Genomic DNA, 24,464 nt, shown 5'->3' on the forward strand with positions numbered 1-24,464 from the left:
GCCCGCCTTCTAGCAGAGGGTTGAAGGGGACGCGCTCAAATCCGCGACTTGGCCACCACCACCGCGCCCACCATGCCCACCAGCAGCAGCAGGCTGACGGCCTCGAAGGGCAGCAGCCACTTGGTGAAGATGGTCTGGCCGATGACCGCCAGGGTGCCAAAGCCCTGGCTCATCGCCTGGCTGCCCGTGAACGTGCTGGCCGACGGGATGCGCCAGATGGCCGTCACCAGCACCGCCAGCAGTCCCGCCGCCGCCACGCCTCCGGCCACGCGCGCCAGCGTCACCCGGGGGCCCGGGGTGCTCGACTCGCCCAGGTTGAGCAGCATGATGACGAAGAGGAAGAGCACCATGATGGCGCCCGTGTAGACGAGCACCTGCAGCACCGCCACGGTGTGCGCCCACAAGAGCACGTAGATGCCGGCCAGGAAGAAGAAGGTGGCCACCAGCGACATGGCGGAGCTGATGGGGCTCTTGGCGACGATGACCATCACCGCCGACACCACCGTCAGCAGGGCGAAGACTCCGAAGAGGACGTGCTCGATGCTCAAGACCAGTCTCCGAACGCGCCCCAGGGCTTGTCGCCGAACGGGCAGCGGTGCTCGCGGATGTGCGCCTCGAACTCGTCGCGGAAGCGCATGAGGAAGGAATGCGTCGGCAGCGCCGCGGCATCGCCCAGCGCGCAGATGGTGTTGCCCAGGCCGATGGGCGGGTAGGGCGCGATGGACGAGGCCACGTTGCTCAGCTGCTCCACGTCGCCCGGCTCGCCCCGGCCCTCCTCGATCTTGCGCAGGATGCGCGCCTGCCACGGCGTGCCCTCGCGGCACGGCGTGCACTGGCCGCACGACTCCTCGGCGTAGAAGCGCGCCACGCGCCACAGGCTGCGCACCATGCAGGTGGTGTCATCCATGACGATGACGCCGCCGGAGCCCGCCATGCTCTGCTTCACCTTGAGCGCCTCGAACTCCATGGCGATGTCCAGCTCGTCCGGGCTGAGGATGGGCGCCGACGAGCCTCCCGGAATCACCGCCTTGACCTTGCGCCCCGCGGGCAGGCCCTGGCCGTACTTGTCGTCGAAGATGAGCTGGTTGAAGGTCGTCTCCAGCGGCACCTCGTACACGCCCGGCCGGTTCACCGAGCCCGACAGGCACATGATGCGCGTGCCGCCCGACTTGTCCGTGCCCAGGCCCGCGTACCAGGCCGAGCCCCGGGTGAACACGTGCGGCACGCTCGAGAGCGTCTCCACGTTGTTGACCACCGTGGGGCAGCCGAACAGGCCCACCACCGCCGGGAAGGGCGGCTTGAGCCGCGGCCAGCCCTTCTTGCCCTCGAGGCTCTCCAGCAGCGCCGTCTCCTCGCCGCAGATGTAGGCGCCCGCGCCGCGCACCAGATAGCAGTCCAGCGCGTAGTCCTTGCCCATCAGGCTCTTGCCGAAGATGCCCGCGGCGTACGCCTCCTTGATGGCCTGGTTGAGCCGCTCCGCCGGGAACTTGAACTCGCCGCGCAGGTACACGTAGCAGGTGTGCACGTTGAGCGCGTAGGCCGCGATGGCGATGCCCTCGAGCAGCATGTGCGGGTCATGCGTGAGGATGTTGCGGTCCTTGAAGGTCCCCGGCTCGGACTCGTCGCCGTTGACGGCGAGGTACTTCGGCTTGGGGTTGTCCTTGGGGACGAAGCTCCACTTGAGCCCGGTGGGAAAGCCCGCCCCGCCGCGCCCGCGCAGGTTGGACTTCTTCACCTCGTCGATGATCTGCGCGGGCGTCAGCTCCAGCGCCTTGGTGAGGCCCTGGTAGCCCCCGCGCTTCTTGTACGCGTCCATCGTCCACGACTGGGGCGTGCCCCAGGCGGTCGAGATGACGGGTTCGAATGCCGTTGTCGCCATGAAATCAGGTTCCTTGATGGAGCAGGTCAGGAGAGCTTGTCGATCAGCTCGTCGAGCTTGGCCCTCGACAGGCTCTCGTGGTGGTCCTCATTGATTTGCAGGCACGGCGCGGTGCCGCACGAGGCCAGGCACTCCGTCTCGCGCAGGGTGAAGCGCTCGTTCGCCTCTCCGGCCTTCAACCCGAGCTTGTTCTCCAGGTGGGCGAGCATCTTCTCGGCTCCCCGGAGCGCGCAGGGCAGGTTGGTGCACACGTCGATGACGTACTTGCCGGGCTTCTTCAGGTGGTACATCACGTAGAAGCTCGCCACCTCATAGGCGCGCTCCGGCGTGACACCGAGCACCTGCGCGACGAGCTTGATGCCCTCGGGCGGCAGCCACCCCTTGATCTCTTGCATCAATCGCAGCGCGGGAAGCATCGCGGCGCTCTTCCGGTCCGCGGGATAGTGCGACAGGATCTCCGCGATCTCCGTGTCGAACTTCTTCTGCTCTTCGGGGGTGAACAGGGACTCCGCCATGGCGGGGGGTTCGTAAGTCTCTGACGCCCGCGTTGTCAACATAAACCCTCGGCGCTACACTGCGCCGGCACCAGCAAAATTCCGAGCGATTTCAACCCCTTGTTATGAATCGGGGATCAGACGACCAGCGTGAAGGACCCCGAGTGCCGCTCGTGTTACGGGTGCGCTTTCCGGACCAGGCCCGGATGACGGAGGTGACGGAGAACCTGTCACGAGGAGGAATCTTCGTGCAGACCGACCGTCCTTTCACCGTGGGTGAGTCCGTTGGATTGGCACTTTCTTTCCCGGGGCTTCTGGATCCGGTAGAAGTCGTGGGAACGGTGGCATGGGTCCGGCCCGTGTCGCCCGAAGCACCCGGGGGTGTCGGCATCCGGGTGCTCCAAGCGGAGGACCGGCAGCGATTGGGTGACATCTTGAGTGCGCCAGGACAGACCCGCGCGTCGGACCGGACGGCCGCCCCCGCGGACGGCTATCGCGTCCTCATCGTCGAGGACAATCCCCACATCATCGAGATGTACAGCTACGTGCTCAAGAAGCTGGCGAGTGGCGAGCTGGCGGGACGGGTGCCCCTGGAGGTGCACTTCTCTCCCGATGGGCATCACGCGCTGCAGGCGCTGCGCTCCAGCCGCTTCAGCCTGGTGATGACGGATCTGTACATGCCGGTGATGGACGGCTTCGCGCTCATCGAGCGCATCCGCGCCGAGGAGGCGCTCAAGTCCATTCCCGTGGTGGCCATCTCCGCGGGAGGCCCCGAGGCGCGCGAGCGTGCCATGCAGCTCGGGGTGGACATCTACCTGCGCAAGCCCGTGCGCTTCCAGGAAGTGTTGGAGACGGTGAAGCAGCTGCTCCACATCCCCTGACGTCCCTCTTCCCTCGTTGGTCCTGGTGGCGTGAGCGCGTAGAGTCGCGCCCCCATGCCCACGCCCGTCATCCACCGCGACACCATCTGCGGCGAGGCGCTGTTCATCCTCCAGAGCCTGAGGGAGAACGGCCGTCTGGGACGCTCGAACAAGCTGGCCGATGTGAAGGCCTCGCTCGAGCCGTCCGTCTCGCTGGAGTTCGACAGCTACTACCTCTTCCTGCGCAAGTACCACTACATCGCCCTGGATCCCCGGGAGGCGCAGCTGCGCCTGACCGACATGGGCGAGCGCGTGGTGGACACCGGGATGCAGGACCAGTTCATCGCCGAGGTGGGGGAGTTCTTCGCCGAGCAACTGGGTCTGGAGTCGCTCACCACCGAGGACACGGTCGCCCAGGCCCAGGCGCTCAAGCCGCCCCCTCCTCCCGAGGACGAGTCGGAGGCCGCTGCCTCCGAGGTGCGTGCGTCCGCGGAGCCGCCCGCCCTGCCTCGCGCGCGTCCCGCCCCGGTCTCCACCGCGAGCGCGTCTTCTGCGGTGGAGCCGCCGGCTCCGGCTTCGCCTCCCGTGGCCAGCGCGCGCAACGACGCCGTGCCGCTGCCGCCCCCCGCCTCGACTCCCAGCTCCAAGGCCGTGGAGGTGCTGGACCAGCGCTACCAGAAGCAGGAGGCCCTCGGCTCCGGTCCGCTGGGCACCACCAGCAAGGGCCGCTTCAACGCGCTCGGGCTGGACGTCTGCATCAAGGAGCTCAAGGACATCTTCGGCTACTTCTCCTTCCTGCAGCGTGGCGAGGTGCTCAAGCGGCTCAAGCGTGAGCTGTGTGCCCAGGCCCAGGTGCGCCATCCGGGCATCGTCCAGGTGCTCGATCAGAACGTGGAGGCGGCGCGCCCCTACTACGTGCTCGAGCTGTTGCAGGGCAACCTCAAGACCATGCTGGAGGAGGGCGGGGGCAAGGGCGTGCCCGTGCCCTTCGCGCTGCGCTGCTTCCTGCAACTGGCCTACGCGCTGCGCGCCGCGCACGCCGTGGGCCTCTCCCACCACAACCTCAAGCCGGAGAATGTCCTCTTCGACATCCACGGCAACGCGAAGCTCGGCGACTTCGGGCTGAGCCGCGTGGTGGAGCAGGATGCCTCCAAGGGCCTGCCCCAGGTCTTCGTGGGCGCCAGCGGCATGGTGTACCTGGCGCCGGAGCTCCTCCAGCCGCAGCGCGCGAAGGACGCGGGTCCCGCCTCCGATGTCTACGGGCTGGGCATCCTCCTCTACGAGATGCTCACCGGGCAGATTCCCGGCCGCCGCTCGCCCCTGCCCTCCGAGGTCAATCCCGAGGCACCCTCCGGTCTGGATGCGCTCTTCGACAAGATGACTCAGGACCGCGTGGACCAGCGCTATCCGGACCTCGACGCCATGCTGGAGGACTTCTACAAGTCCTTCCCCGAGGCGCAGTTCCTCGCCAAGGGCGATCTCATCCTTTCCTCGGAGCCGCGGTAGTACTCCCCGGGCCGTGACACCATGACCACCCCCTCCGCTTCGCACGAGTCCCTTCTCCTCACCCTCACCGGCAGGGACCATCCCGGTATCGCTTCCCGGCTGACGGGCCTGCTCGCCGACGCGGGCGCGGTGCTGCTCGACATCGAGCAGGTGGTGGTGCGGGGCCAGCTCACCCTGTGCCTGCTCGTGCGTGTGCCCGAGGGGCGAGGCGTCCTTCAGGAACTGCACTCCGCGGCCCAGGCGCTGGGCGTGTCCCTGGAATCCCGAGCGGTGGGCGAGCCGGGCCCCCAGGCCGTCACGTCCCCCAGCCGTCATGTCGTCACCGTGGTGGGCCGCTCCCTCGGCGCGCGCGAACTGCACGCGGTGACGGAGTGCCTGGCCCGGCACGAGGCCAACATCGAGCGGATCCACCGACTGTCCGACGTGGAGCCCGGCTCGTTCGAGATCCACCTCGCCCTGCCGGCGAGCAAGGAGCCGGAGGAACTCCAGCGCTCGTTGCTGGAGCTGGCCATGGCCACGAGCGCCTTCGACGTGGCGTTGCAGCGCGAGAGCCTCTACCGGCGCGCCAAGCGTCTGGTGGTGATGGACATGGACTCCACGCTCATTCGCATCGAGGTCATCGACGAGCTGGCGCGAGCCCATGGCGTGGGCGAGCAGGTGTCGCGCATCACCGAGCGCGCCATGCACGGCGAGATGGACTACGACGAGTCGCTGCGCCAGCGCGTGGCGCTGCTCAAGGGACTGGACGCGCGGGTGCTGCACGAGCTCGCCGCCCGCCTTCCCCTCACCGAGGGCGCGGAGACCCTCATCCGCGTGCTCAAGCGGCTGGGCTACCGCACCGCCATCATCAGCGGAGGCTTCTCCGTGGCGGCCGAGGCACTCAGGGCCCGTCTGGGCATCGACTATGCCCACTCCAACCTGCTGGAGGAGGCGGACGGCAAGCTCACCGGCCGCACCCTGGGGGCCATCGTCAACGCGCGTCGCAAGGCGGAGTTGCTGGAGGACATCGCCCGGGCGGAGGGCATTCTGCTCGACCAGGTCATCGCCGTGGGCGATGGCGCCAATGACTTGTTGATGCTGGAGCGCGCGGGACTGGGCATCGCCTTTCGCGCCAAGCCCAAGCTGCGCCAGGCGGCCGACACCTCCATCTCCGCGGGCGGTCTGGACACCATCCTCTACTTCCTGGGGCTCACGGCCCGCGAGCTGCGGGAAGTGGGGGAGTAGGGCGGTTCAGGGCGCGCGCATGCGGGCCGCCAGCTCGCGCTGCTGGATGTGTCCCTTCTCCAGCAGCAGCTCGAGCAGGGCGCGCAGGATCTTCGAGCTCTTCTCCTGGTTCACCTGCACGGCCTGCAACCGCTGCATCTCCTCGGCGGAGAACGTCTCGGCGGGAGAGGCGTTGAGGATTTCATCGAGCAGATCCGCGGCGCTCGAGCCGATGCTCGGACGGGGCGGCATGGGGGCGGAGTTCTGCCGGGCCGCGTTCTCGCGCGCCAGGTTCGGCGCGATCTCGGCGATGGACTTCCTCACCGTCTTGCCCGCCATGTCGACGATCTTGAACTCGTCCTCGTCCCCGGACGTGCCCGTTCGTCCGGTGGGCGCGGTGCGGGCGGTGGGGGAGACAATGGGTTCCTGATTGCGGTAGTGCCGCTGGATGGCGTTCTGGATTTCCTGGTCGCCCGCCACCATCGGGATGACGCGGGTGCGGCTGAGCGCGGCCACCTGATCGATGGTCGCCAGGTCGGAGGGGTCCGCCATGGCCAGCACGAGCGTCTTGCCGTTGTCGCGCAGGGACACGGGGAAGATGCCCTTCTGCTCGGCCAGGTGGACGTCCAGCCTGGCGAGCGCGCCGGGATCCTTGGCGGTGCCCAGCTGGACGCGCTGCATGCCGAAGCCCTCGGCGATCGCCTGGGTGAGGGTTTCCTCCGAGGCAATCCCCATGTCGCTGATGATGCGCGAGAGGCGCCCACCCCATTGATCATGCTGGGCGAGTGCGCTGCGCAGCTGCATCTCGTCGAGGACACGGGCCTTGACGAGGATTTCTCCAATCCGGTTGCGAGGTGCGGCCATGCCCTCCAGTCTACGAAGGAAGGAGCCTGGAGTCGCGTTTCGATGCCTCGTGCGTTCGCTACCTGTCTAGAGGAGGGGATGACGCTCTTCAACGCGGGCGCCTTCCACGCGGCCCATGAGGCGTGGGAGGAAGCCTGGCGGCACGAGCAGGGCCCGCGCCGGCTGTTGCTTCAGGGCCTCATCCTAGCCGCGGCGGGCTGGCTCAAGCGTGACGTGGGCAACACCCGGGGCGCGTGGACACTCTTCTCGCGGGCCCTCGAGCGGCTGGAGTCCCTGGCCCCGCTGTGCGAGGGCGTGGATGTGGACCGGTTGAGGCGGGACATCACCCGGTGGCGAGCGGGCGAGGGAGCTGGCAGACCCCTGCTCGTCTGGCCACTGGACGTCCCGGGAGGAGAGCGCTGATGCAGCCCTTCGCCGATGACTCGTTGCAGCTCTGCCCCTACTGCGGGGAGCAGGTGGAGGTGACCGCCGATGCCCTGGGGGCCTCCTCGGAGACGTACGTGGAAGACTGCCCGGTGTGCTGCCGGCCGTGGGTCGTGCGCGTCACCCGTGAGGACGACGAGGTCTTCGTTTCCCTCGGGCGCGAGGACGATTGAGGCGGCGGTCCGGGGGCGCGCGGCGCGCTTCCTTGACACGCTTCAAAGCATGGTTCTCTTGGAGTTGTGAGAGGCGCGGCGCCCCCGGGAACGAGGGCGCCGCGCACGAACAAACCAACCCTTTTCTGTTTCACCACAACCACGCGCCGTGGCTCCGCGAGGAGTCTGGCGTGCACAGGAGACGTCCATGCAAAGCCGTTGGAACCCGTTGATGAACAATGGTGCCGTGGCGCTGGGCCCCCTGGTCATGAGGGAGTTCGACCAGTTCTTCCGCGACCTGCCCGTGCGCCCGTCCGGCGCGCGTGAGTTCGCCCCCGCGGCGGACATCTACGAGACCGCCGAGGGCATCACCCTGCAGGTGGACCTGCCGGGCCATGATGCGAAGTCCATCGAGGTGAAGGTGGAGAACGACACGCTCACCCTCAAGTCCGAGCGCAAGCGTCCGGAGTCGCAGAAGGACGAGGGCACCCGGCGCCTGGAGCGCAACTTCGGTGTGTTCACCCGCTCCTTCGTGCTGCCGCGCACGGTGGACCCGTCCCGGGTGGAGGCGCGCTACGAGAATGGCGTGCTGACGCTGGCGCTGCCCCGGCGTGAGGAGACCAAGCCGCGCGTCATCGAAGTGAAGGTGAATGGCTGACGCACGCGCGGCGCACCCGATGGGCACGGGCCCCGAGGTCTGGGGTCCGGCTCGTCCATCCGGGCACGCCGGGAGTGAGACGGGGGGCGGGGCCACTGATGGGCACCGCCCTTCGTCGCGTGGCTAGCGCTTGACGGCGGCGGGAGTCGTGCCCCCGAGCGCCAGCGGCACGCGGAACAGGTCGAGCACCTGCTGCACGTCCAGCGGCTTGGGCAGGCACGCCACGGCGCCCGCCTGCTTGGACTGCTCCACCACCTCGGGCGAGTGGGCGGACGTCATGGTGATGAGCCGCACACCCTCCATCTGCTTGCGGGCGCGGATGCGGCGGCACACCTCGATACCGTCGATGTCCGGCATGTTCAGGTCGATGAGCATGCCATGGGGCTTCTGCTCGGACACGAGCAGCAGCGCCTCGACGCCGCTGGTGGTCGTTTGCAGCTCCACCTGGTTGGCGTAGGGCTTGAACGCACGCTTGATGGCGTCGAGCACCTGACGCTCGTCGTCCACCACCAGCAGGCGCACGGTGCTGCTGCCCAACTCCTCGGGCACCGGCATCTGGTGCGTGATGAGGAACGTGCGCAGGTCCGCCGAGCGCACCCGCCGGTGGCCGCCTGGCGTCCGGAACGCCATGAGGATGCCGCGGTCGATCCACTTGCTCACCGTGGACGGGTCCACCTGGAGCAACCGGCTGATGTCGTGGGTCGTGTAGAGCTGATCCGTCATCGAACTTTCCTCATCTCTGCCCTGCTTCATTCCGGCACTCATAGGATAGGACACCTAACCGGGAAGCGAAAATTCTTTGCTTTCACAACTTGACAGCCTGTAGGGCCTCGGCGGCTTTCATCTGTCGGACGGTGGCTTCCCAATGCCCCGCCGCCCGCAAGCACAGTTCCACCAGTTCGCGCGCGGCGCCGTGACCTCCCCGGTTGCGTGCGATGTAATGCACTTCCTGCCGGACTTCGAGCGCCGCGTCGGCCGGACAGGCCGACAGTCCCACCCGGCTCAGGGGACCCAGGTCGTTGAGGTCGTCCCCCATATAGGCGCACGCCTCGGGGGCCACCCCGAGCTGGGCGAGCAGCTCGTCCAGGCCGGCCGACTTGTCCTTGCGCCCCTGGAAGACGGCGGAGATGCCCAGCTCGCGGCCCCGCACCTCCACGATGGAGGAGGAGCGCGCGGTGAGCAGCGCGGTGCGCAGGCCGGCCAGCCGGGCCATCACCAGGCCGTGGCCGTCCTTCACGTCGAAGCGCTTCATCACCTCGCCGCCATCGCCGTAATACAGGCCGCCGTCCGTGAGGACCCCGTCCACGTCGAAAACGAGCAGGCGCACGCGCGCGGCGCGCTCCGTCAGCTCGTCCCGGCTGGGCTTTGGCGGCAGGTCCGTCATGTCGTGTCCCTCGGATTCCCTCCCCACGACTTCGATTCTCTCATGACGGCTCGTGCCCCAGCGCACGTCGGATGGCGAGCACCTGACGTATCACGTCCTCGAACATCTGGGGGGAGAGCGAACACGGACCGTCGCACAGGGCACGGTCCGGGTCTTCATGCACTTCCGTGAAAAGCGCGTCTATTCCGGCGGCAGCGGCCGAGCGCGCGAGGAGGGAGACGAACTTGCGCTCCCCGCCCGTCTGCCCATCCCCGGAGGAGGGCAGTTGCACGGAGTGGGTGGCGTCGAAGCACACGACGAGCCCCGCCTCGCGCATCTGGGCGAAGCCGCGCATGTCCACCACCAGGTTGTTGTAGCCGAAGGTGGCGCCGCGCTCGGTGACGAGCACGTTGGGGTTGCCCGTCTCCACGGCCTTGCGCGCCGAGTGGACGATGTCCTTGGGGGCGACGAACTGGCCCTTCTTGAGGTTGACGCCCTTGCCGGTGCGCGCCACGGCCTCCACCAGGTCCGTCTGGCGGCAGAGGAAGGCGGGAATCTGGATGATGTCCACCACCTCGGCGGCGGGGCCCACGTGGCTCGTCTCGTGGACGTCGGTGAGGATGGGCACGCCCACCTCGCGCTTGATGCGCGCGAGGATGCGCAGGCCCTCCTTCAGGCCCGGGCCCCGGAAGGACTTGCCGCTCGTGCGGTTGGCCTTGTCGTAGGAGCACTTGAAGGCATAGGGCACGCCCAGCCGGGACGTCATCTCCTTGAGCATCCGCGCGTGGCGCAGCGCCATGTCCTCGGACTCGATGCTGTCGGGGCCCGCGATGACGAAGAGCTTGTGGCCCTCGCCCACGGTATGACCGCACAGTTGGATGGTGCTCACGCCTGGGTCCTCCCCGCCTCGCGCTGCGCGAGCGCCGCCCGGATGAAGCCCGAGAAGAGCGGATGGGGCGCGAAGGGCTTGCTCTTGAACTCGGGGTGGAACTGGCAGCCGATGAAGTGCGGGTGGTCCGGCAGCTCGATCATCTCCACGAGGTTGAGTTCCGGATTGTGTCCGGACACCACCAGCCCCGCCTCCTGCATGCGCGCGCGGTAGCTGTTGTTCACCTCGTAGCGGTGGCGGTGGCGCTCCTGGATGGAGTCCTCGCCATACAGCTTGTGGGCGAGCGAGCCCGGCTTGAGCGCGCAGGCATAGGTGCCCAGACGCATGGTGCCTCCCTTGTCCTGGACCTTCACCTGACTCTCCATGAGCGTCACCACTGGATGCGGCGTGTGCTCATTGAACTCCAGGGAGTTGGCTCCACTCAAGCCCAGCACGTTGCGGCTGAACTCCACCACCGCCATCTGCAGGCCCAGGCAGATGCCGAAGAAGGGCACCCGCTTCTCCCGGGCATAGCGCACCGCGGAGATCTTCCCCTCGGTGCCCCGCACCCCGAAGCCGCCCGGCACGAGGATGGCGTCCGCGCCAGCCAGGATGGCCTCCGCGCCCTTGTCCTCCACGTCCTGCGAGTCCACGAAGCGCAGGTTCACCCGCACGTCGTTGGCGATGCCGCCGTGTATCAGGGCCTCGTTGAGGCTCTTGTAGCTCTCCTTCAGGTCCACGTACTTGCCGACCATGGCCACCGTCACCTCGCCCCGGCCCGGCGAGTACACCTTGCGGACGATGTCCTCCCAGCGCTCCAGCCGCGGCGCCCGGCTCCAGATGTTGAGCGCCTCGGTCAGCCGCTCGTCCAGGCCCTGGCGGTGCAGCTCCAGGGGCAGCTCGTAGATGCTCTTCACGTCCGGCGAGGTGTACACGTTGCCCGTGTCCACGTTGCAGAACATGGCGATCTTGTCCTTGAGCTCGCGGCTGATCTCCCGGTCCGTGCGGCACAGGAGGAAGTCCGGCTGGATGCCGATCTCCCGCAGCTTCATCACCGAGTGCTGGGTGGGCTTGGTCTTCACCTCGCCCGCCGCGCCGATGTAGGGCAGGAGCGTGAGGTGCATGTAGCTCGTGTTGCCCGCCCCCACGTCGTAGCGCATCTGGCGGATGGCCTCGAGGAAGGGCAGGGACTCGATGTCACCCACGGTGCCGCCCACTTCCACGATGACCACGTCCACGCCTTGCGCCGCCTGGCGGATGCAGGACTTGATCTCATCGGTGATGTGCGGAATCACCTGCACCGTCTTGCCCAGGTACTCGCCCCGCCGTTCCTTCTGGATGACGGAGTGGTAGATGCGGCCGGTGGTGAAGTTGTTGAGCCGGGACATCCGAGCGGTGGTGAAGCGCTCGTAGTGACCCAGGTCCATGTCGGTCTCGCCCCCGTCGTCGGTGACGAAGACCTCGCCATGTTGGAACGGGCTCATCGTGCCCGGGTCGATATTGATGTAGGGGTCCAGCTTGAGCAGCGTGATTTCCAGCCCGCGATTCTCGAGCAGGGTACCGATGGAAGCCGAAGCAAGCCCCTTGCCGAGCGAGCTCACCACGCCGCCGGTCACGAAGATGTACTTGGTCTTCTTGGAGCGCATGGCCCTTCCTGCCAAGAGAGGCCGGATGCGTCAATGTTTCTGTCGGTCCCCCGGCCCCCGTCGAGGCCCTGACTCACGGTGAGTCCGGGGCTGTCAGTCCTGGCCCTGACTGCGGGGGCGGCTCTCGGCGTAGTCGCGCGCCTGGGGAACGCTCCCCCGGTGCTCGCGCAGCGGGCAGTGCCGGCACGTCCACCCGTCCCAGCCCTGCTTCACCGCGAGGTGCAGACAGGCGTCATAGTTGGCGCAGAACAGATTGCGTTGAACCTCCACCACCGACTCGTCTCGCAGGGCGCAAGGGAGCGGACTCGGGCAGGGTGTGATGGACAAGGTCGGGCCTCCAGCGAATCAAACGAGCCTTCCCCCCTCGACGGGCTGCAACAGGGTCCGCCCGCTCGCATTCCCGGAGGGAAGATAAAAAAGGCCCGCCCGGTCCACGGCCCCGTCGAATGGTGGGGTGCGTGGGCCCGGGCGGGCCAATCTACCTTCGGCGTCAACGTCTCCGCCGGACGGTGGCTTTATCAGCGCGCCGTACCGACGGAGGTGGACGCCTGACTCTTGCTTTCAGTCAAGGCATCACCTCCTTTCGTCTGCGGAGCCTGTTTTAACAACCCTTGCTGTCCCGCGCCACTGGTCGGGAGGTGTGGGGCGAGGCCGTACCCTGGGCAGACGGGAGGACGGGAGCGGCTCAGGCGGCCACGAACTGGCGCTCCACCAGCCGGCGGTAGAGGCCCTCCTGGCCCATGAGGGTGGAGTGGTCACCGCTCTGCACCACCTGGCCCGCCTCCATCACCACCACGCGGTCGGCCCCCATCACCGTGGACAGGCGGTGGGCGATGATGAGCGTGGTGCGCCCGCGCATCAGCCGCTCCAGGGCTTCCTTCACCAGGTGCTCGCTCTCGGCGTCCAGGGCGCTGGTGGCCTCGTCGAGCACCAGCAGGCGCGGATCCTTGAGCACCGCGCGGGCAATGGCGATGCGCTGCTTCTGCCCGCCCGACAGCTGCACGCCGCGCTCGCCCACCATCGTCTGGTAGCCCTCGGGGAAGCGGGAGATGAACTCGTGGGCGTTGGCGGTGCGCGCGGCGGCTTCCACCTCGGCGTCCGTGGCGTCCTTGCGGCCGTAGCGGATGTTGTCCGCGATGGAGGTGGCGAACAGCATGGGCTCCTGCGCCACCGTGCCCACCTGCTGGCGCAGCCACTCGGTGTCCAGCGTGCTCAGCTCCCGCCCGTCCAGCAGCACCCGGCCCTCCTGCGGGTCATACATGCGCGCGAGCAGCGCGGCGAGCGTGGACTTGCCCGCGCCCGAGGGGCCCACGATGGCCACCACCTCGCCCGGCGCGAGCGCCAGGTGGATGCCCTTGAGCACCGGCACGTCCCGCCGCGTGGGGTAGGCGAAGCGCACGTCCTGGAACTCCACCCGGCCCTGCACGGCCGCCAGGCGCTCGCCCCCCGAGGAGGGAATGGCGGGCTCGCGGTCGATGAGCTCGAAGACGCGCTCGGCGGCGCCCGAGGCGCGCATGAAGTCCGCCCACAGGTCCGCGAGCGCTCCCAGCGCGAAGGCCACCATGAGCGAGTAGATGAGGAAGGAGGTGAGGTTGCCCACCGTCATCCTCCCGTCGAGCACCATCCGCCCGCCGTACCAGAGCACCACCGCCGAGGCGAGGTAGCCCGCGGACGAAGCTCCCGCGAGGAAGAACGAGGACTGCTTCGCCCGGCGGCGCGCGACATCGTAGGCGTGCTCGGTGGCGGTCTGGTAGCGCTCCACCTCGTGGCGCTCGGCGGCGAAGGAGCGCACGGTGCGGATGCCCGACAGGCTCTCCTCGGCCACCTCGTTGGCTACCGCCAGTGCGTCCTGCGACTCCTTGGAGAGGCCGCGCACCTTGCGCCCATACGACACCGCCCCCACCGCCACCGCGGGCACGATGGCGAGCATCAGCGCGGTGAGCACCGGCGAGGTGTAGAAGAGCAGGCCAATGCCGCCGAACGCCTGGGCCGCGTTGCGCAGCGCCATGGAGATGTTCACGCTCACCGCGTTCTGCAGCACCGTGGTGTCCGAGGACAGCCGGTTGGTGAGCTCTCCCGTCTTGCGCTCGTCGAAGAAGCCCACCTCCTGGGACATGAGGCTGGCGAACAGGTTCTGCCGCAGCCGCGTCACCACGCGCTCGCCCGCGGTGGTGAAGAGGTAGTAGCGCAGCGCCATCGCCGCGCCCTGGAAGAGGAAGACGACCACCATGGCCAGCGCCACCCGGTCGATGTGCTCCCGGTTCCCCGACTTGAGGCTCTGGTCGATGATGTCCCCGATGATCTTCGGGTACACCAGACCCAGGGCGCTCGCGAGCACGAGGAAGAAGGTGCCAGCGATGATCCGGCGGGCCTGAGGGCGCGCCAGCCCCATCAGGCGGCGGAACGTCGCCCGGGAGAACCGGGGTTTCTTGGAGGCGTCGGGTTTGTTCTTGGCGTCGGACACGCGCGCAGCCTACCTCGTGGCAGGCCGTCCGGCCCGTACTCTCTCTTCCCGCGTCCGCCCGCCCGCCCGCCAGGCCGCCTCAGCCGCCGCGCAACACCGCCTCCACCCGCGCCACGTCCCCGGGCACGTCCACCGCCACCGTGTGTCCCGCCACCTGGCCACAGCGGATGCGCACCCCATGCTCCAGGGCTCGTAGCTGCTCCAATTTTTCCGCCCCCTCCAGCGGGGTGGGGCTCAGCCCCGCCAGGCGCAGCAGCGTCGCGCGCCGGTAGCCATACAGGCCCAGGTGCGCCCAGTGCCGCACCGCGCTGGCCTCGCCCGGCTCGCGCACGAAGGGCAGCAGGGCGCGGCTGAAGTACAGCGCGTCCCCGTTGAGCGCCAGCACCGCCTTCACCACGTGGGGGCTCGTGTGCTCGGCCGCCTCCAGGGGCCGCACCAGGGTGCCCATCTCCACCGCCGGGTCGGCGAAGAGGCCCGCGAGCACCCTCAGGGTATCCGGGTCCACCAGAGGCTCGTCTCCCTGCACGTTCACCCACACGTCCACGTCCGCACGCGCCCGGGCCACCTCGGCCACCCGGTCCGTTCCCGTGGCGCACTCGGGCGAGGTCATCACCGCCGTGCCCCCAAAGCCCTCCACCGCCTCCTGGATGCGCACATCGTCGGTGGCCACCAGCACCTCCCCGAAGACGCGCGCCTCCTGGCAGCGGCGCCACACGTGTTCGATCATCGGCCGGCCCGCGATGGGCGCCAGGGGTTTGCCAGGAAAGCGCGTGCTCGCGTAGCGCGCGGGGATGACGGCGACGGGACGGGGGGCGGACATGGCGGCGCTGTCTATCAGATTCACGACGCTGCGAGGCCCCCGGGGCCAGAGCCCCCCTGGCCGATGCGGGGAGGGTGCCTAGCTTCGCTCCCCATGAAGAAGGTTCTCCATATCGTCGGGGCGCGTCCCAACTTCATGAAGGTCGCGCCCATCCACCGGGCCATCCGCGAGCGCGGCGTGCTCGCCCAGATCCTCGTCCACACCGGGCAGCACTACGACGTGAAGATGAGCGATGTCTTCTTCACCGACCTCGGCATGCCCGCCCCCGATGTCCACCTGGGCATCGGCTCGGGCAGTCACACCGAGCAGACCGCCCGGGTGATGCTCGAGCTGGAGAAGGTCTTCTCCCAGGAGAAGCCCGACCTCGTGTCCGTGGTGGGCGACGTCAACAGCACCCTGGCCGGGGCGCTCGTGGCGGTGAAGATGGGCATCAAGCTCGCCCACGTGGAGGCGGGGCTGCGCAGCGGCGACCGCACCATGCCCGAGGAGCTCAACCGGCTGCTCGTGGACCGCATCTCGGACCTGCTGCTCACGCCCTCGGCCGACGCGGACGCCAACCTGCTGCGCGAGGGCATCGAGCCCGAGCGCATCCGCATGGTGGGCAACGTGATGATCGACTCGCTCCTGGCGGCGCGCGAGCAGGCCCTGCGCCTGCCCACCCTCAAGGACATGGGCTTCACCCCGCGCGGCTACGCGGTGTGCACCCTGCACCGCGCCTCCAACGTGGATGACGAGGGCACGCTGCGCGGGCTGCTCTCCGCGCTCGGCCACGTGGCCAGCCGCCTGCCCGTCGTCTTCCCCGTCCACCCGCGCACCCGCAAGCGCATCGCGGACCTGGGCCTCGGGCCCACCCTGGAGCGCACCCCGGGCCTGCGCCTCGTGGACCCCATGGGCTACCTGGAGTTCCTCGCGCTCACCTCCCAGGCCCGGCTCGTCTTCACCGACTCGGGCGGCCTCCAGGAGGAGACCACCGTGCTCGGCATTCCCTGCCTCACCGTGCGCGAGAACACCGAGCGGCCCATCACCGTGGACGTGGGCACCAACCTCGTCGTGGGCACCCACCCCGCCCACATCCAGCGCGAAGCGGACCGCATCCTCGACGGGCACGAGAAGAAGGGCCGGGTGCCCGACGGCTGGGACGGCCACAGCGGCGAGCGCATCGCCCAGCTCTACGAGGAGACGCTCGGCGCCGTCGCTCCGCCTCGCCGCGCCGCCGTCTAGCCGCCCCGCGCGCCGTGTTATGCCAGGGGCCTCATGAGTGAGACCCCCGAGGGCTTCGTCGACATCTCCTTCGTCGTCGAGCCGAACTACGCCGGCTGGAGGCTCGAGCGCTACCTCGCCCAGAAGCTCCGCCGGCTGCCACGCGAGCGGCTCCTCGGCGTCATCCAGCGCGGAGTCCTCTGCGAGGAGCACCGGCTCAAGCCCTCCACGCCCGTCTACCCGGGCCTCTCCTTCCGCATCCGCCGGCCCGCGAGCGCCGAGCCCGACACGCCCACCGAACTGCCCGTCGTCTTCGAGGACGACTGGCTGCTCGTGCTCGACAAGCCCGCCGGGCTGCCGCTGCACCCCACCGCCCGCTACCACAAGGGAACACTCGTCTCCCTGCTGCGCGAGCGTCTGGGCCATGCCTCCGCCGAGCCCGCGCACCGCCTGGATCGCGAGACCAGTGGCCTGGTCGTCTGCGGACGCACCACCGAGGCGTGCCGCGTGCTCGGCCGGCTCTTCATCTCGCGCGAGGTGCACAAGGAGTACCTCGCCATCTGCGAGGGCCATCCTCCCGAGGACTCCTTCCGCGTGGATGCCCCCATCGCCGAGGGCACCGAGCTCATCCGCATCGCGGTACGCATCGACCCCATCCAGGGCAAGGAAAGTCACACGCGCTTCGAGGTGCTCAGTCGCTTCACCCTCGAGGGCGAGCCCTTCGCCCTCTTGCGCTGCCACCCCGAAACCGGACGCCAGCATCAGATCCGCATCCACTTGCGCGAGGCGGGCTTTCCACTCGTGGGCGACAAGATGTACGGGCCGGACCCCGGCTACTTCGATCGGTTCAGCAAGCGCTGCCTCGAGCCCGAAGCGTGGGTGCGCTTGCGCCTGCCCCGCCACGCCCTCCACGCCGCGCGCCTGTCCTTCCCCCACCCGGCCACCGGCCAGCGCGTCACGTTCGAGTCCCCGCTCCCCGGAGACCTCCGGGACTTCATCGCCAACCGGATACCGGCCGGGCTGATCTTCCCTGGCGCGGACGGTGCATAACTTTCGCGCATGAGTGAAGCCCCCTCCTCTCCCGAGGACGCCCTCGGACAGGCCCCGTCGCGTGAACGGATGGAACTCGAGGAGGAACTGCCCTTCGACATCCCGCTCCAGTTGTTTCCCGATGGGGCGTTCGTGCTCGACGAGCAGTGGCGCATCGTGGCGCTCAACCCGGTGGCGGCGCGCCTGCTCGGTCACCCGCGCGAGGAGTTGCTGGGCGAGGTGCTGTGGTCGCTCTTCCCCACGCTGCTCGACACCGCTTTCGGCACGGCCTACCTGCGCGCCCGGGCGGAGGGGGTGACCACCACCGCGGAGTGGATCGCCCCCCTGGGGGAGACCTCCTACGAGGCGTGTGCCGTCCCGTATGGCTCCCGGCTCATCATCTTCCTGCGCGACGTGACGGCGCGCCGGGAAGCGGAAGTAGCCAGGGAGAAGAGCGTCGGGCGGCTCGCCCTGTTGCAGGAGATGACGACGAAGTTGTGCGCGGTGGCTTCCGCCGCCGAGGTCGTGGAGGTCATCGCGCGCGGCGCCCTGGAGGCGATGGATGCCCGGCGGCTCTCCGTGGCACTGCCCGAGATGGATGGCCGCTCGCTCCGGGTGCTCAGCCGCGAGAGCATGTCCGGAGGTCCCGGCTACCGGCTGTCCCAGGTGCCCATGGAGTCGAACCTGCCCATCACCCGGGTCTTCCGCTCGGGCCGGCCCGAGTGGTCCGGTGCCCTGGCCTGTCTGCCCATGCTCGCCAAGGGCACGCCCCTGGCGGTGCTGTCCCTCACCTTCGCGCCCCTGCACGTCTTCGACTCGGCGGACCGGGACTTCCTGCTGTCGCTCGCCCATCAGGGAGCGCTCGCGCTCGAGCGCGCCCGGCTCTTCGACAAGGAGCAGGCCGCGCGCTCCGAGGCCGAGTTCCAACGCACCCGACTGCAAGCCGTGGTGATGCAGGCCCCCCTGGCGGTCTGCCTGATGCGCGGCCCCGAGCACGTCATCGAACTGGACAACCCCCTGCACCAGGCCCACCAGGGCGACAGCGGCCTCGTGGGCCAGAAGATGCGCGATGCCCTGCCCCACCACATGCGCCAGGGCATGCTCGACGTGCTCGACCGCGTCTACATGTGGGGGGAGCGCTTCGTCGCGCGCGAATACCGGGTGGCGGAGGATCCGCGCACGGGGGCGCCTCGCGACGAGCGCTTCTTCAACTTCTCCTACGAGCCGCTGCGCGACACCGCGGGCCACGTGGATGGGGTGGCCTTCTTCTCCTACGACGTGACGGACCACGTGCGCGCGCGGCGCGAGGTGGAGGCGCTCGCTGAGCGGCAGCACTTCCTGTACGAGGCCAGCACGCTCCTGGGCGGCTCGCTCGACTCCGTCTCCACGATGCAGCGCTTGATGGAACTGGTGGTGCCCCGCTTCGCCGACTGCTGCGCGGTGCACGTGCTCACCGAGGAGGGACGGGTGGAGCAGCTCGCGGGGCTGCACCGGGAGCCGGAACAGGCCCGGGTGGCGCTCCAGGTGCTCCGGCTCCAGCCCGTCGAGTTGTCCGCCGACCATGGCGTCGGCAAGGTGCTGCGCACGGGTGAGTCGGAGTGGATCCCCGAGTTCTCCGAGGGCCAGCTCGCCGACATGGCGCGCAGCTCCGAGGCCGAGGCGCCGCTGAACGCGCTCCAGCTCTGCTCCTATATCTGCGTGCCCCTGGTGGCACGTGACCGGATCCTCGGCACGCTCATGCTGGCGCAGGGCGACAGCGGCCGTCACTACTCGCGCGCGGACCTGACGCTGGCCGAGGAGCTGGCGCGCCGGGCCGCCCTGTGTCTGGACAACGCGCGGCTGTACCGCGATGCCCAGGACGCCATCCGGCTGCGCGACGAGTTCCTCTCCATCGCGAGCCATGAGCTCAAGACACCGCTCACCGTGCTGCGGCTCCAGTTGTCCTCCCTGGAGCGGCACCTGCCTCCGGAGGCCAGCGAGCGGATGCGCGCGAAGGTGGACGAGGCCCAACGCCAGGCGCGGCGGCTCTCGCAGCTCATCACGTTGCTGCTCGACGTGGGCCGCATCGTCACCGGCCGCGTGTCCCTGGATCGCGCCGAGATGGATCTCACCCGGCTGATCCAGGAGGTGATGGAGCGGCTGCGCGACGTGTTCACCCGCGCGGGCTGCGGCGTGACGTTCCAGTCGCCCTCGCCCGTGGTGGGTTGCTGGGACGCGCTCCGTCTGGAGCAGGTCATCGTCAACCTGCTCACCAACGCGGCCCGCTACGGCGCGGGCAAGCCCATCACCCTGCGGCTGGAGTCGGACGGCGTGCACGCCCGGTTCATCGTGCGCGACGAGGGCGTGGGCATCGCCCCCGAGGACCTGCCGCGCATCTTCAGCCGCTTCGAGCGCGCCGTCACGGTGCGGCACTACGGGGGTCTGGGACTGGGGCTCTACATCAGCCGGGAAATCGTCGAGTCCCACGGCGGATGCCTGACCGTGGACAGCGAGCCGGGGCAGGGCGCCACCTTCACGCTGGAGCTGCCCTATCGGATCCCCGAGGAGTGAGGGACGCCGGCGGTGCCTCGGTTCTTCAGGTCCCCTCGCCCAGCCGCTTGAGGAAGGTGGGGTAGGAGAGGCCGAGCACCTTGGCCGCCTCCATGCGCCGGCCCCCCATCTGCTCCAGCACCCAGCGGGTATAGGCGCGCTCCACCTCCTCCAGGGCGCGTGGCGGTCCGGAGATCACGAAGGCATTCGGTTCGGAGGGGCTCGCCGCCGGGGCTCCGGCCGGCACGGGCTTCGTGCCCGCGAGCACGTCCAGCTCCAGCTCGGGGCCGGGCTCCATCACCAGGGCGCGCTCGAGGAGGTTGCGCAGCTCGCGCACGTTGCCGGGGAAGGCATAGGCGGCGAGCCGGGCGCGGGCATGGGGCCCGAGCGAGGCGTCCCGGCGCCCCAGCTCCCGGCGCAGCTCGGCGAGGATGCCCGCGGCGAGCGGGAGGATGTCCTCGGGGCGCTCGCGCAGGGGCGGGATGTCGATGCGGAAGACGCCCAGGCGGAACCACAGGTCCTCGCGGAACTCGCCGCGCGCCATGAGGCCCGGCAGGTCGCGGTGCGTGGCGGCCACGATGCGCGCACTGCTGGAGTGCTCCGTGGTGCCACCCAAACGCCGGAAGCGGCCCGAGTCGAGGAAGGTGAGCAGCTTGGCCTGCAGGCCCAGCGGCAGCTCGCCCACCTCGTCGAGGAAGAGCGTGCCCCCGTGCGCCACCTCCACCAGCCCCCGGCGCGCGGTGCGCGCGTCGGTGAAGGCGCCCTTCTCGTGGCCGAACAACTCACTCTCCACCGTCTGCTCGGGCAGGGCCGCGCAGTTGACGTGGACGAAGGGCGCGTCGCCGCCCGGGGAGGACAAGGCATGCAGGTGGCGCGCGAGCATCTCCTTGCCCGTGCCCGTCTCCCCCAGCAGCATCACCGCGCTGCGGGGCGAGGCGGCGATGCGCTCGAGCGCCGCGAATACCCGCTGCATGGCCGCCGACGCGGGGGGCACGAGCCGCCGCCGCCCGGACAGCTCGGCCTCGGCCGCGGCCAGCCGGTCCTTCAAGCGGCCCGTGTCCAGGGCCCGGCGCGCGCGCAGCACCAGGTCCGCCAGCTCCACGGGCTTGGCCACGTAGTCCGCCGCGCCCGCGCGCACCGCGTCCACCGCGCTGGCGATGTCTCCGTGCGCCGTCACCATCACCACGGCCGCGCCGGGCGCCTGGGCCTTGAGCTCGGGCAGGAAGGTGAGGCCGTCTCCATCCGGCAGCCTCCGGTCGAGCACCACCAGCGCGGGCGTGAGGCGCGCGAGCGCGGCGCGGGCCTCGTGCAGCGAGCGCGCCAGGGTGACGGCGTAGCCCTCGCGCTGCAGCGCCGCCGCGCCCAGCGACGAGAAGGCCCGGTCATCATCGATGAAGAGCAGGGGGATGCTCATGGGGCGGCTCCTGGTTGTCGGACGAGGCGGTGGAGTCGGGTGGGGGCAGCGTCACGGTGAAGCGGCTGCCGCCGGGAATGCGCGTGAAAGAGACGCGGCCTCCCTGCTGCTCTACCGCGCGCCGGGTCATGGACAGCCCGAGTCCCACGCCCTTGGGCTTGGATGTGACGAAGGGCTCGAAGAGCCGCGCCTCGAAGCCTTCCGGCGGGCCGCCCGCGTTGTCCTCCACGTCCACCACGGCGTGGCCCTCCTCCTGGCGCACGCGCACGCTCACCTCGGGCGTGGCCACCTGTCCGAGGTCCTTGGCCGCCACGGCCGCCTCCATGGCGTTGCGCACCAGGTTGTCCAGCGCGGTGGCCAGCAGCAGGGGGTCTCCGTGGAGTTCGAGCGCCTCGGGCAGGTGGGCGGTGAGGCGCACCTCCTCGGCCTCGGGCAGCACGCGCAGGCCCTCGAGCACCTCGCGCACCAGGTGCGGCAGATCCACGGGGATGCGCTGCACGCGCGGGGGCTTGCCGAAGTGCAGCAGCGAGGTGGCCAGGTGCGCGAGCCGATCGATCTGCCCGCGCAGGGCGCGCACCGCGAGGGCCTGCTCCTCTCCGGGCGACAGCAGGCCGGTGGCCACCTTGAGGCCGTTGAGCGAGTTCTTCACCTCGTGGGCGATGAGGCCCGCGGCCGAGCCGAGCGCCGCCATCGTCTCCTTCTCCGCCGCGCGCCGCTCCATCTCCAGGAAGAGGCGGTAGACGCGCCGCCAGTGCAGGCTGAAGAGCAGCAGGGTGCCCACCTGCAGCCCCGCGAGCACGAGCAGTTGCGCGAGCAGCCGTTCGCGGATGGCGGCCACGGTGGCCGTCTCGTCCGCGGCCATCACCAGCCGCAGCCGCGTGCCCGGCACCACCGTGGCCCAGGCGAACAGCTCGTCCCCGTCCGCGCCGTCCACCTCCTGGCCTCCCCGGGCGAGCAGTTCGTCCACCTTGGCGGCGAAGCCGGGCAGGGTGGCCCACGAGGGCGGCGGCGAGGGCAGGAGGATGTCGCCGCCCCGGTTGAGCACCACCAGCTTCAGGTGCCTGCTCATGGGCCGCGAGCCGGGCAGCTCCATGCTGGCGTCGAGCAGGCCGACGAGCATGCCCAGGGGGCGGTGTTCGCCCATCACCGGCACGGCGACGACGAAGGTGGAGGAGCCCGGATCGAGCGCGTCCACGACGGGCTCCTGGTGCTGGAGGACCTGCTGGAACCACGCGCGGGCGCGCACCACGTGACCCGGGGTGCGCACGAGCGGCTCGCTCCAGCGCACGTTGCCCTCGGTGTCCAGCAGGAGGATGCCCTGGCGGAACAGGCCGAGGTCGGGCGCGGTGAGGTCCTGCATGTCCTCGATGGCCCGTCCCTCCAGCAGCTCGGGACCCACGCCCAGGGCGACGCGGGACAGCTCCGACTCGAGCAGCTGGATGTGCAGGCCGAGCGCCTCGGCGTACACCCGGCCCTCGCGCTCCAGCCGCGAGCGGAACTGGTCGTGCATCTCGTGCACGTCCCCGCGGTAGGACAGCAGCGGCCCCACCACGGCGACGAGGCCCAGCAGGCACAGCCCCGCGAGCACCGAGCGCGTGAACTGCCGCTCGGCGTTTCTCAGGTCGGGATGGGAGGGGCTCGCCATGTCCCGGGGGCGGGGGGCGCCTCAGGCGCTGACGAGCTTGGGTCCGGGCTTCTTCTCCTCCTCGGAGGAGGCCGGACCGAAGTTGCCGGTGAGGTACTTGCCGGAGAAGCAGGCGGTGCAGAAGGTGGTGCGCTCGCGGTCTCCCACCGCGGTGCCCAGGCCCTCGAGCGAGACGTAGCCGAGCGAGTCCGCCGTCACGTAGCGGGCGATCTCCTCCACGGAGTGGCTGGAGGCGATGAGCTCCTGGCGGCTGGGCGTGTCGATGCCGTAGTAGCAGGGCCACTGGGTGGGGGGCGAGGAGATGCGCAGGTGCACCTCCACGGCGCCCGCGGCCTTGAGCATCTTCACGATCTTCCGGCTGGTGGTGCCGCGCACGATGGAGTCATCCACCACCACCACGCGCTTGCCCTTGAGCACCTGGCGCACCGCGGACAGCTTGAGCTTCACGCCGAAGTGGCGGATGGACTGCTGGGGCTCGATGAAGGTGCGGCCCACGTAGTGGCTGCGGATGAGGCCCACGTCGTAGGGGATGCCGCTGGCCTGCGAGTAGCCGATGGCCGCGGGCACGCCCGAGTCCGGCACCGCGATGACCAGGTCCGCCCCCGGCACGGGCTGCTCGCGCGCCAGCTGCCGGCCCAGCTCCTTGCGCGTCTCGTACACGCTGGTGCCGAAGAGGACCGAGTCGGGCTTGGCGAAGTACACGTGCTCGAAGATGCACCGGCCCAGGCGCGTGGGCGGGAAGGGGTTGCTGGTGCGCAGCCCGCCCTCGTCGATGACGACCATCTCCCCGGCCTCGAGCTCGCGGATGAACTCCGCCTCGATCAAGTCGAGCGCCGTCGTCTCGCTGGCGAGCACCCAGCTGTTCTTGAGCCGGCCGAGCACCAGCGGACGGAAGCCGAACGGATCGCGCACCGCCACGAGCTTCTTCTCGGTGAGGAAGAGCAGGCTGTAGGCGCCCTTCACGCGCGAGAGCGCCTCGACGACCTTGTCCTCGAAGGTGGCCTTCTTGGAGCGGGCGATGAGGTGGATGACGACCTCGGTGTCCGCGTCCGACTGGAAGATGGCGCCATCGGCCTCGAGCGACTTGCGCAGCTCCTCGGCATTGACGAGGTTGCCGTTATGCGCGACCGACATCTGGCCGCCCACGTACTCCACGCTCAAGGGCTGGGCGTTCTTCAACCGGCTGCCGCCCGCGGTGGAGTAGCGCACGTGCCCGATGGCGGCTCCTCCCGGCAGCGACTCGATGACCGGCGCGGTGAAGATGTCCGCCACGTGCCCCATGGCCAGGTGCGCGCGCAGGCGCTCCCCATCCGAGGCGACGATGCCCGCGGACTCCTGCCCACGGTGCTGCAAGGCATGCAGACCCAGGTACGCCAGGTTGGAAGCCTCTGGGTGACCGACGATTCCGAAGATTCCACACATGCGGCGTGCCTTACCCCCTTCGGGT

23 protein-coding genes are annotated in these 24,464 nt (G+C 69.6%); 9 read left to right on the forward strand and 14 right to left on the reverse strand.

What is annotated here, in order from left to right:
- Positions 1-35: 35 nt before the first annotated feature.
- The 3 genes from F0U63_RS07130 to nuoE are packed head-to-tail and all read right to left on the reverse strand — an operon-like array spanning position 36 to position 2,394.
- Positions 36-548, reverse strand: coding sequence for an NADH-quinone oxidoreductase subunit J (locus F0U63_RS07130; protein ID WP_395845024.1), 513 nt, complete (start codon positions 546-548; stop codon positions 36-38).
- Entirely contained in the window at positions 545-1,879 is a 1,335-nt protein-coding gene (gene nuoF / locus F0U63_RS07135) for an NADH-quinone oxidoreductase subunit NuoF (RefSeq protein ID WP_395845026.1), read from the reverse strand. The genes F0U63_RS07130 and nuoF overlap by 4 nt, the downstream gene beginning before the upstream one ends.
- A gap of 26 nt (positions 1,880-1,905) precedes the next feature.
- The gene (nuoE, locus tag F0U63_RS07140; protein ID WP_395845028.1) at positions 1,906-2,394 is read right to left on the reverse strand and encodes an NADH-quinone oxidoreductase subunit NuoE; all 489 of its coding nucleotides are present in this window, start codon (positions 2,392-2,394) and stop codon (positions 1,906-1,908) included.
- A 104-nt stretch (positions 2,395-2,498) separates the two neighbouring features.
- On the opposite strand from nuoE, the gene F0U63_RS07145 reads away from it, so the two are divergent.
- The 3 genes from F0U63_RS07145 to serB are packed head-to-tail and all read left to right on the forward strand — an operon-like array spanning position 2,499 to position 5,963.
- A complete protein-coding gene (locus F0U63_RS07145; protein WP_395845030.1) occupies positions 2,499-3,254 on the forward strand; it encodes a TIGR02266 family protein in 756 nt (251 codons plus the stop codon).
- A 54-nt stretch (positions 3,255-3,308) separates the two neighbouring features.
- Positions 3,309-4,739, forward strand: a complete 1,431-nt coding sequence (locus F0U63_RS07150; RefSeq protein WP_395845032.1) for a serine/threonine-protein kinase — start codon at positions 3,309-3,311, stop codon at positions 4,737-4,739.
- 21 nt (positions 4,740-4,760) lie between these two features.
- Positions 4,761-5,963, forward strand: coding sequence for a phosphoserine phosphatase SerB (gene serB, locus F0U63_RS07155; protein WP_395845034.1), 1,203 nt, complete (start codon positions 4,761-4,763; stop codon positions 5,961-5,963).
- A gap of 6 nt (positions 5,964-5,969) precedes the next feature.
- Here the strand turns inward: serB and F0U63_RS07160 are convergent, their stop codons facing one another.
- Complete coding sequence (locus tag F0U63_RS07160) at positions 5,970-6,806, reverse strand: hypothetical protein (protein WP_395845036.1); 837 nt, start codon at positions 6,804-6,806, stop codon at positions 5,970-5,972.
- A 78-nt stretch (positions 6,807-6,884) separates the two neighbouring features.
- On the opposite strand from F0U63_RS07160, the gene F0U63_RS07165 reads away from it, so the two are divergent.
- The 3 genes from F0U63_RS07165 to F0U63_RS07175 all read left to right on the forward strand — a co-directional run bounded on the left by F0U63_RS07165 (position 6,885) and on the right by F0U63_RS07175 (position 8,039).
- Positions 6,885-7,208: a DUF309 domain-containing protein gene (locus F0U63_RS07165; RefSeq protein ID WP_395845038.1), complete on the forward strand. Its 324-nt coding sequence runs from the start codon at positions 6,885-6,887 to the stop codon at positions 7,206-7,208.
- The gene (locus F0U63_RS07170) at positions 7,208-7,402 is read left to right on the forward strand and encodes a CPXCG motif-containing cysteine-rich protein (RefSeq protein ID WP_395845040.1); all 195 of its coding nucleotides are present in this window, start codon (positions 7,208-7,210) and stop codon (positions 7,400-7,402) included. Before F0U63_RS07165 ends, F0U63_RS07170 begins: the two co-directional genes overlap by 1 nt.
- Positions 7,403-7,589: 187 nt before the next feature.
- On the forward strand, positions 7,590-8,039 hold the full coding sequence (locus tag F0U63_RS07175) for an Hsp20/alpha crystallin family protein (protein WP_395845042.1): 450 nt from the start codon (positions 7,590-7,592) through the stop codon (positions 8,037-8,039).
- 123 nt (positions 8,040-8,162) lie between these two features.
- Here the strand turns inward: F0U63_RS07175 and F0U63_RS07180 are convergent, their stop codons facing one another.
- The 7 genes from F0U63_RS07180 to kdsB all read right to left on the reverse strand — a co-directional run bounded on the left by F0U63_RS07180 (position 8,163) and on the right by kdsB (position 15,200).
- Complete coding sequence (locus F0U63_RS07180) at positions 8,163-8,792, reverse strand: response regulator (RefSeq protein ID WP_002630710.1); 630 nt, start codon at positions 8,790-8,792, stop codon at positions 8,163-8,165.
- A gap of 52 nt (positions 8,793-8,844) precedes the next feature.
- Positions 8,845-9,423: a KdsC family phosphatase gene (locus F0U63_RS07185; RefSeq protein WP_395845044.1), complete on the reverse strand. Its 579-nt coding sequence runs from the start codon at positions 9,421-9,423 to the stop codon at positions 8,845-8,847.
- Positions 9,424-9,463: 40 nt separating this feature from the next.
- Positions 9,464-10,291: a 3-deoxy-8-phosphooctulonate synthase gene (gene kdsA, locus F0U63_RS07190; protein ID WP_395845047.1), complete on the reverse strand. Its 828-nt coding sequence runs from the start codon at positions 10,289-10,291 to the stop codon at positions 9,464-9,466.
- Positions 10,288-11,916: a CTP synthase gene (locus tag F0U63_RS07195; RefSeq protein WP_395845048.1), complete on the reverse strand. Its 1,629-nt coding sequence runs from the start codon at positions 11,914-11,916 to the stop codon at positions 10,288-10,290. The genes kdsA and F0U63_RS07195 overlap by 4 nt, the downstream gene beginning before the upstream one ends.
- A gap of 93 nt (positions 11,917-12,009) precedes the next feature.
- Positions 12,010-12,243 carry a hypothetical protein gene (locus F0U63_RS07200; protein WP_071901476.1) on the reverse strand — a complete coding sequence of 78 codons (234 nt, stop codon included), beginning with the start codon at positions 12,241-12,243 and terminating at the stop codon, positions 12,010-12,012.
- A 358-nt stretch (positions 12,244-12,601) separates the two neighbouring features.
- Complete coding sequence (locus F0U63_RS07205) at positions 12,602-14,308, reverse strand: ABC transporter ATP-binding protein (protein WP_395848332.1); 1,707 nt, start codon at positions 14,306-14,308, stop codon at positions 12,602-12,604.
- 151 nt (positions 14,309-14,459) lie between these two features.
- Entirely contained in the window at positions 14,460-15,200 is a 741-nt protein-coding gene (gene kdsB / locus F0U63_RS07210; protein ID WP_395845050.1) for a 3-deoxy-manno-octulosonate cytidylyltransferase, read from the reverse strand.
- 93 nt (positions 15,201-15,293) lie between these two features.
- Here kdsB and wecB point away from each other — a divergent pair, with 93 nt between their 5' ends.
- Genes wecB through F0U63_RS07225 form a run of 3 tightly spaced genes read left to right on the forward strand, consistent with a single transcriptional unit; the run spans position 15,294 to position 19,979 of the window.
- On the forward strand, positions 15,294-16,421 hold the full coding sequence (wecB, locus tag F0U63_RS07215) for a non-hydrolyzing UDP-N-acetylglucosamine 2-epimerase (RefSeq protein WP_395845052.1): 1,128 nt from the start codon (positions 15,294-15,296) through the stop codon (positions 16,419-16,421).
- Positions 16,422-16,454: 33 nt separating this feature from the next.
- Positions 16,455-17,450, forward strand: a complete 996-nt coding sequence (locus F0U63_RS07220) for an RluA family pseudouridine synthase (RefSeq protein WP_395845054.1) — start codon at positions 16,455-16,457, stop codon at positions 17,448-17,450.
- A gap of 9 nt (positions 17,451-17,459) precedes the next feature.
- The gene (locus tag F0U63_RS07225; protein ID WP_395845056.1) at positions 17,460-19,979 is read left to right on the forward strand and encodes an ATP-binding protein; all 2,520 of its coding nucleotides are present in this window, start codon (positions 17,460-17,462) and stop codon (positions 19,977-19,979) included.
- Between the two features lie 25 nt (positions 19,980-20,004).
- Here the strand turns inward: F0U63_RS07225 and F0U63_RS07230 are convergent, their stop codons facing one another.
- From F0U63_RS07230 to purF, 3 genes are read right to left on the reverse strand one after another with little or no spacing between them, the layout of a single operon-like run.
- On the reverse strand, positions 20,005-21,372 hold the full coding sequence (locus tag F0U63_RS07230; protein ID WP_395845058.1) for a sigma-54-dependent transcriptional regulator: 1,368 nt from the start codon (positions 21,370-21,372) through the stop codon (positions 20,005-20,007).
- The gene (locus F0U63_RS07235) at positions 21,344-23,017 is read right to left on the reverse strand and encodes an ATP-binding protein (protein WP_395845060.1); all 1,674 of its coding nucleotides are present in this window, start codon (positions 23,015-23,017) and stop codon (positions 21,344-21,346) included. The genes F0U63_RS07230 and F0U63_RS07235 overlap by 29 nt, the downstream gene beginning before the upstream one ends.
- Before the next feature lie 21 nt (positions 23,018-23,038).
- Positions 23,039-24,439, reverse strand: coding sequence for an amidophosphoribosyltransferase (gene purF / locus F0U63_RS07240; protein WP_395845062.1), 1,401 nt, complete (start codon positions 24,437-24,439; stop codon positions 23,039-23,041).
- Between the last annotated feature and the right edge of the window lie 25 nt (positions 24,440-24,464).

The organism is Cystobacter fuscus, from assembly GCF_044360685.1.
In the GTDB taxonomy this organism is placed as follows: Bacteria; Myxococcota; Myxococcia; order Myxococcales; family Myxococcaceae; genus Cystobacter; species Cystobacter fuscus_C.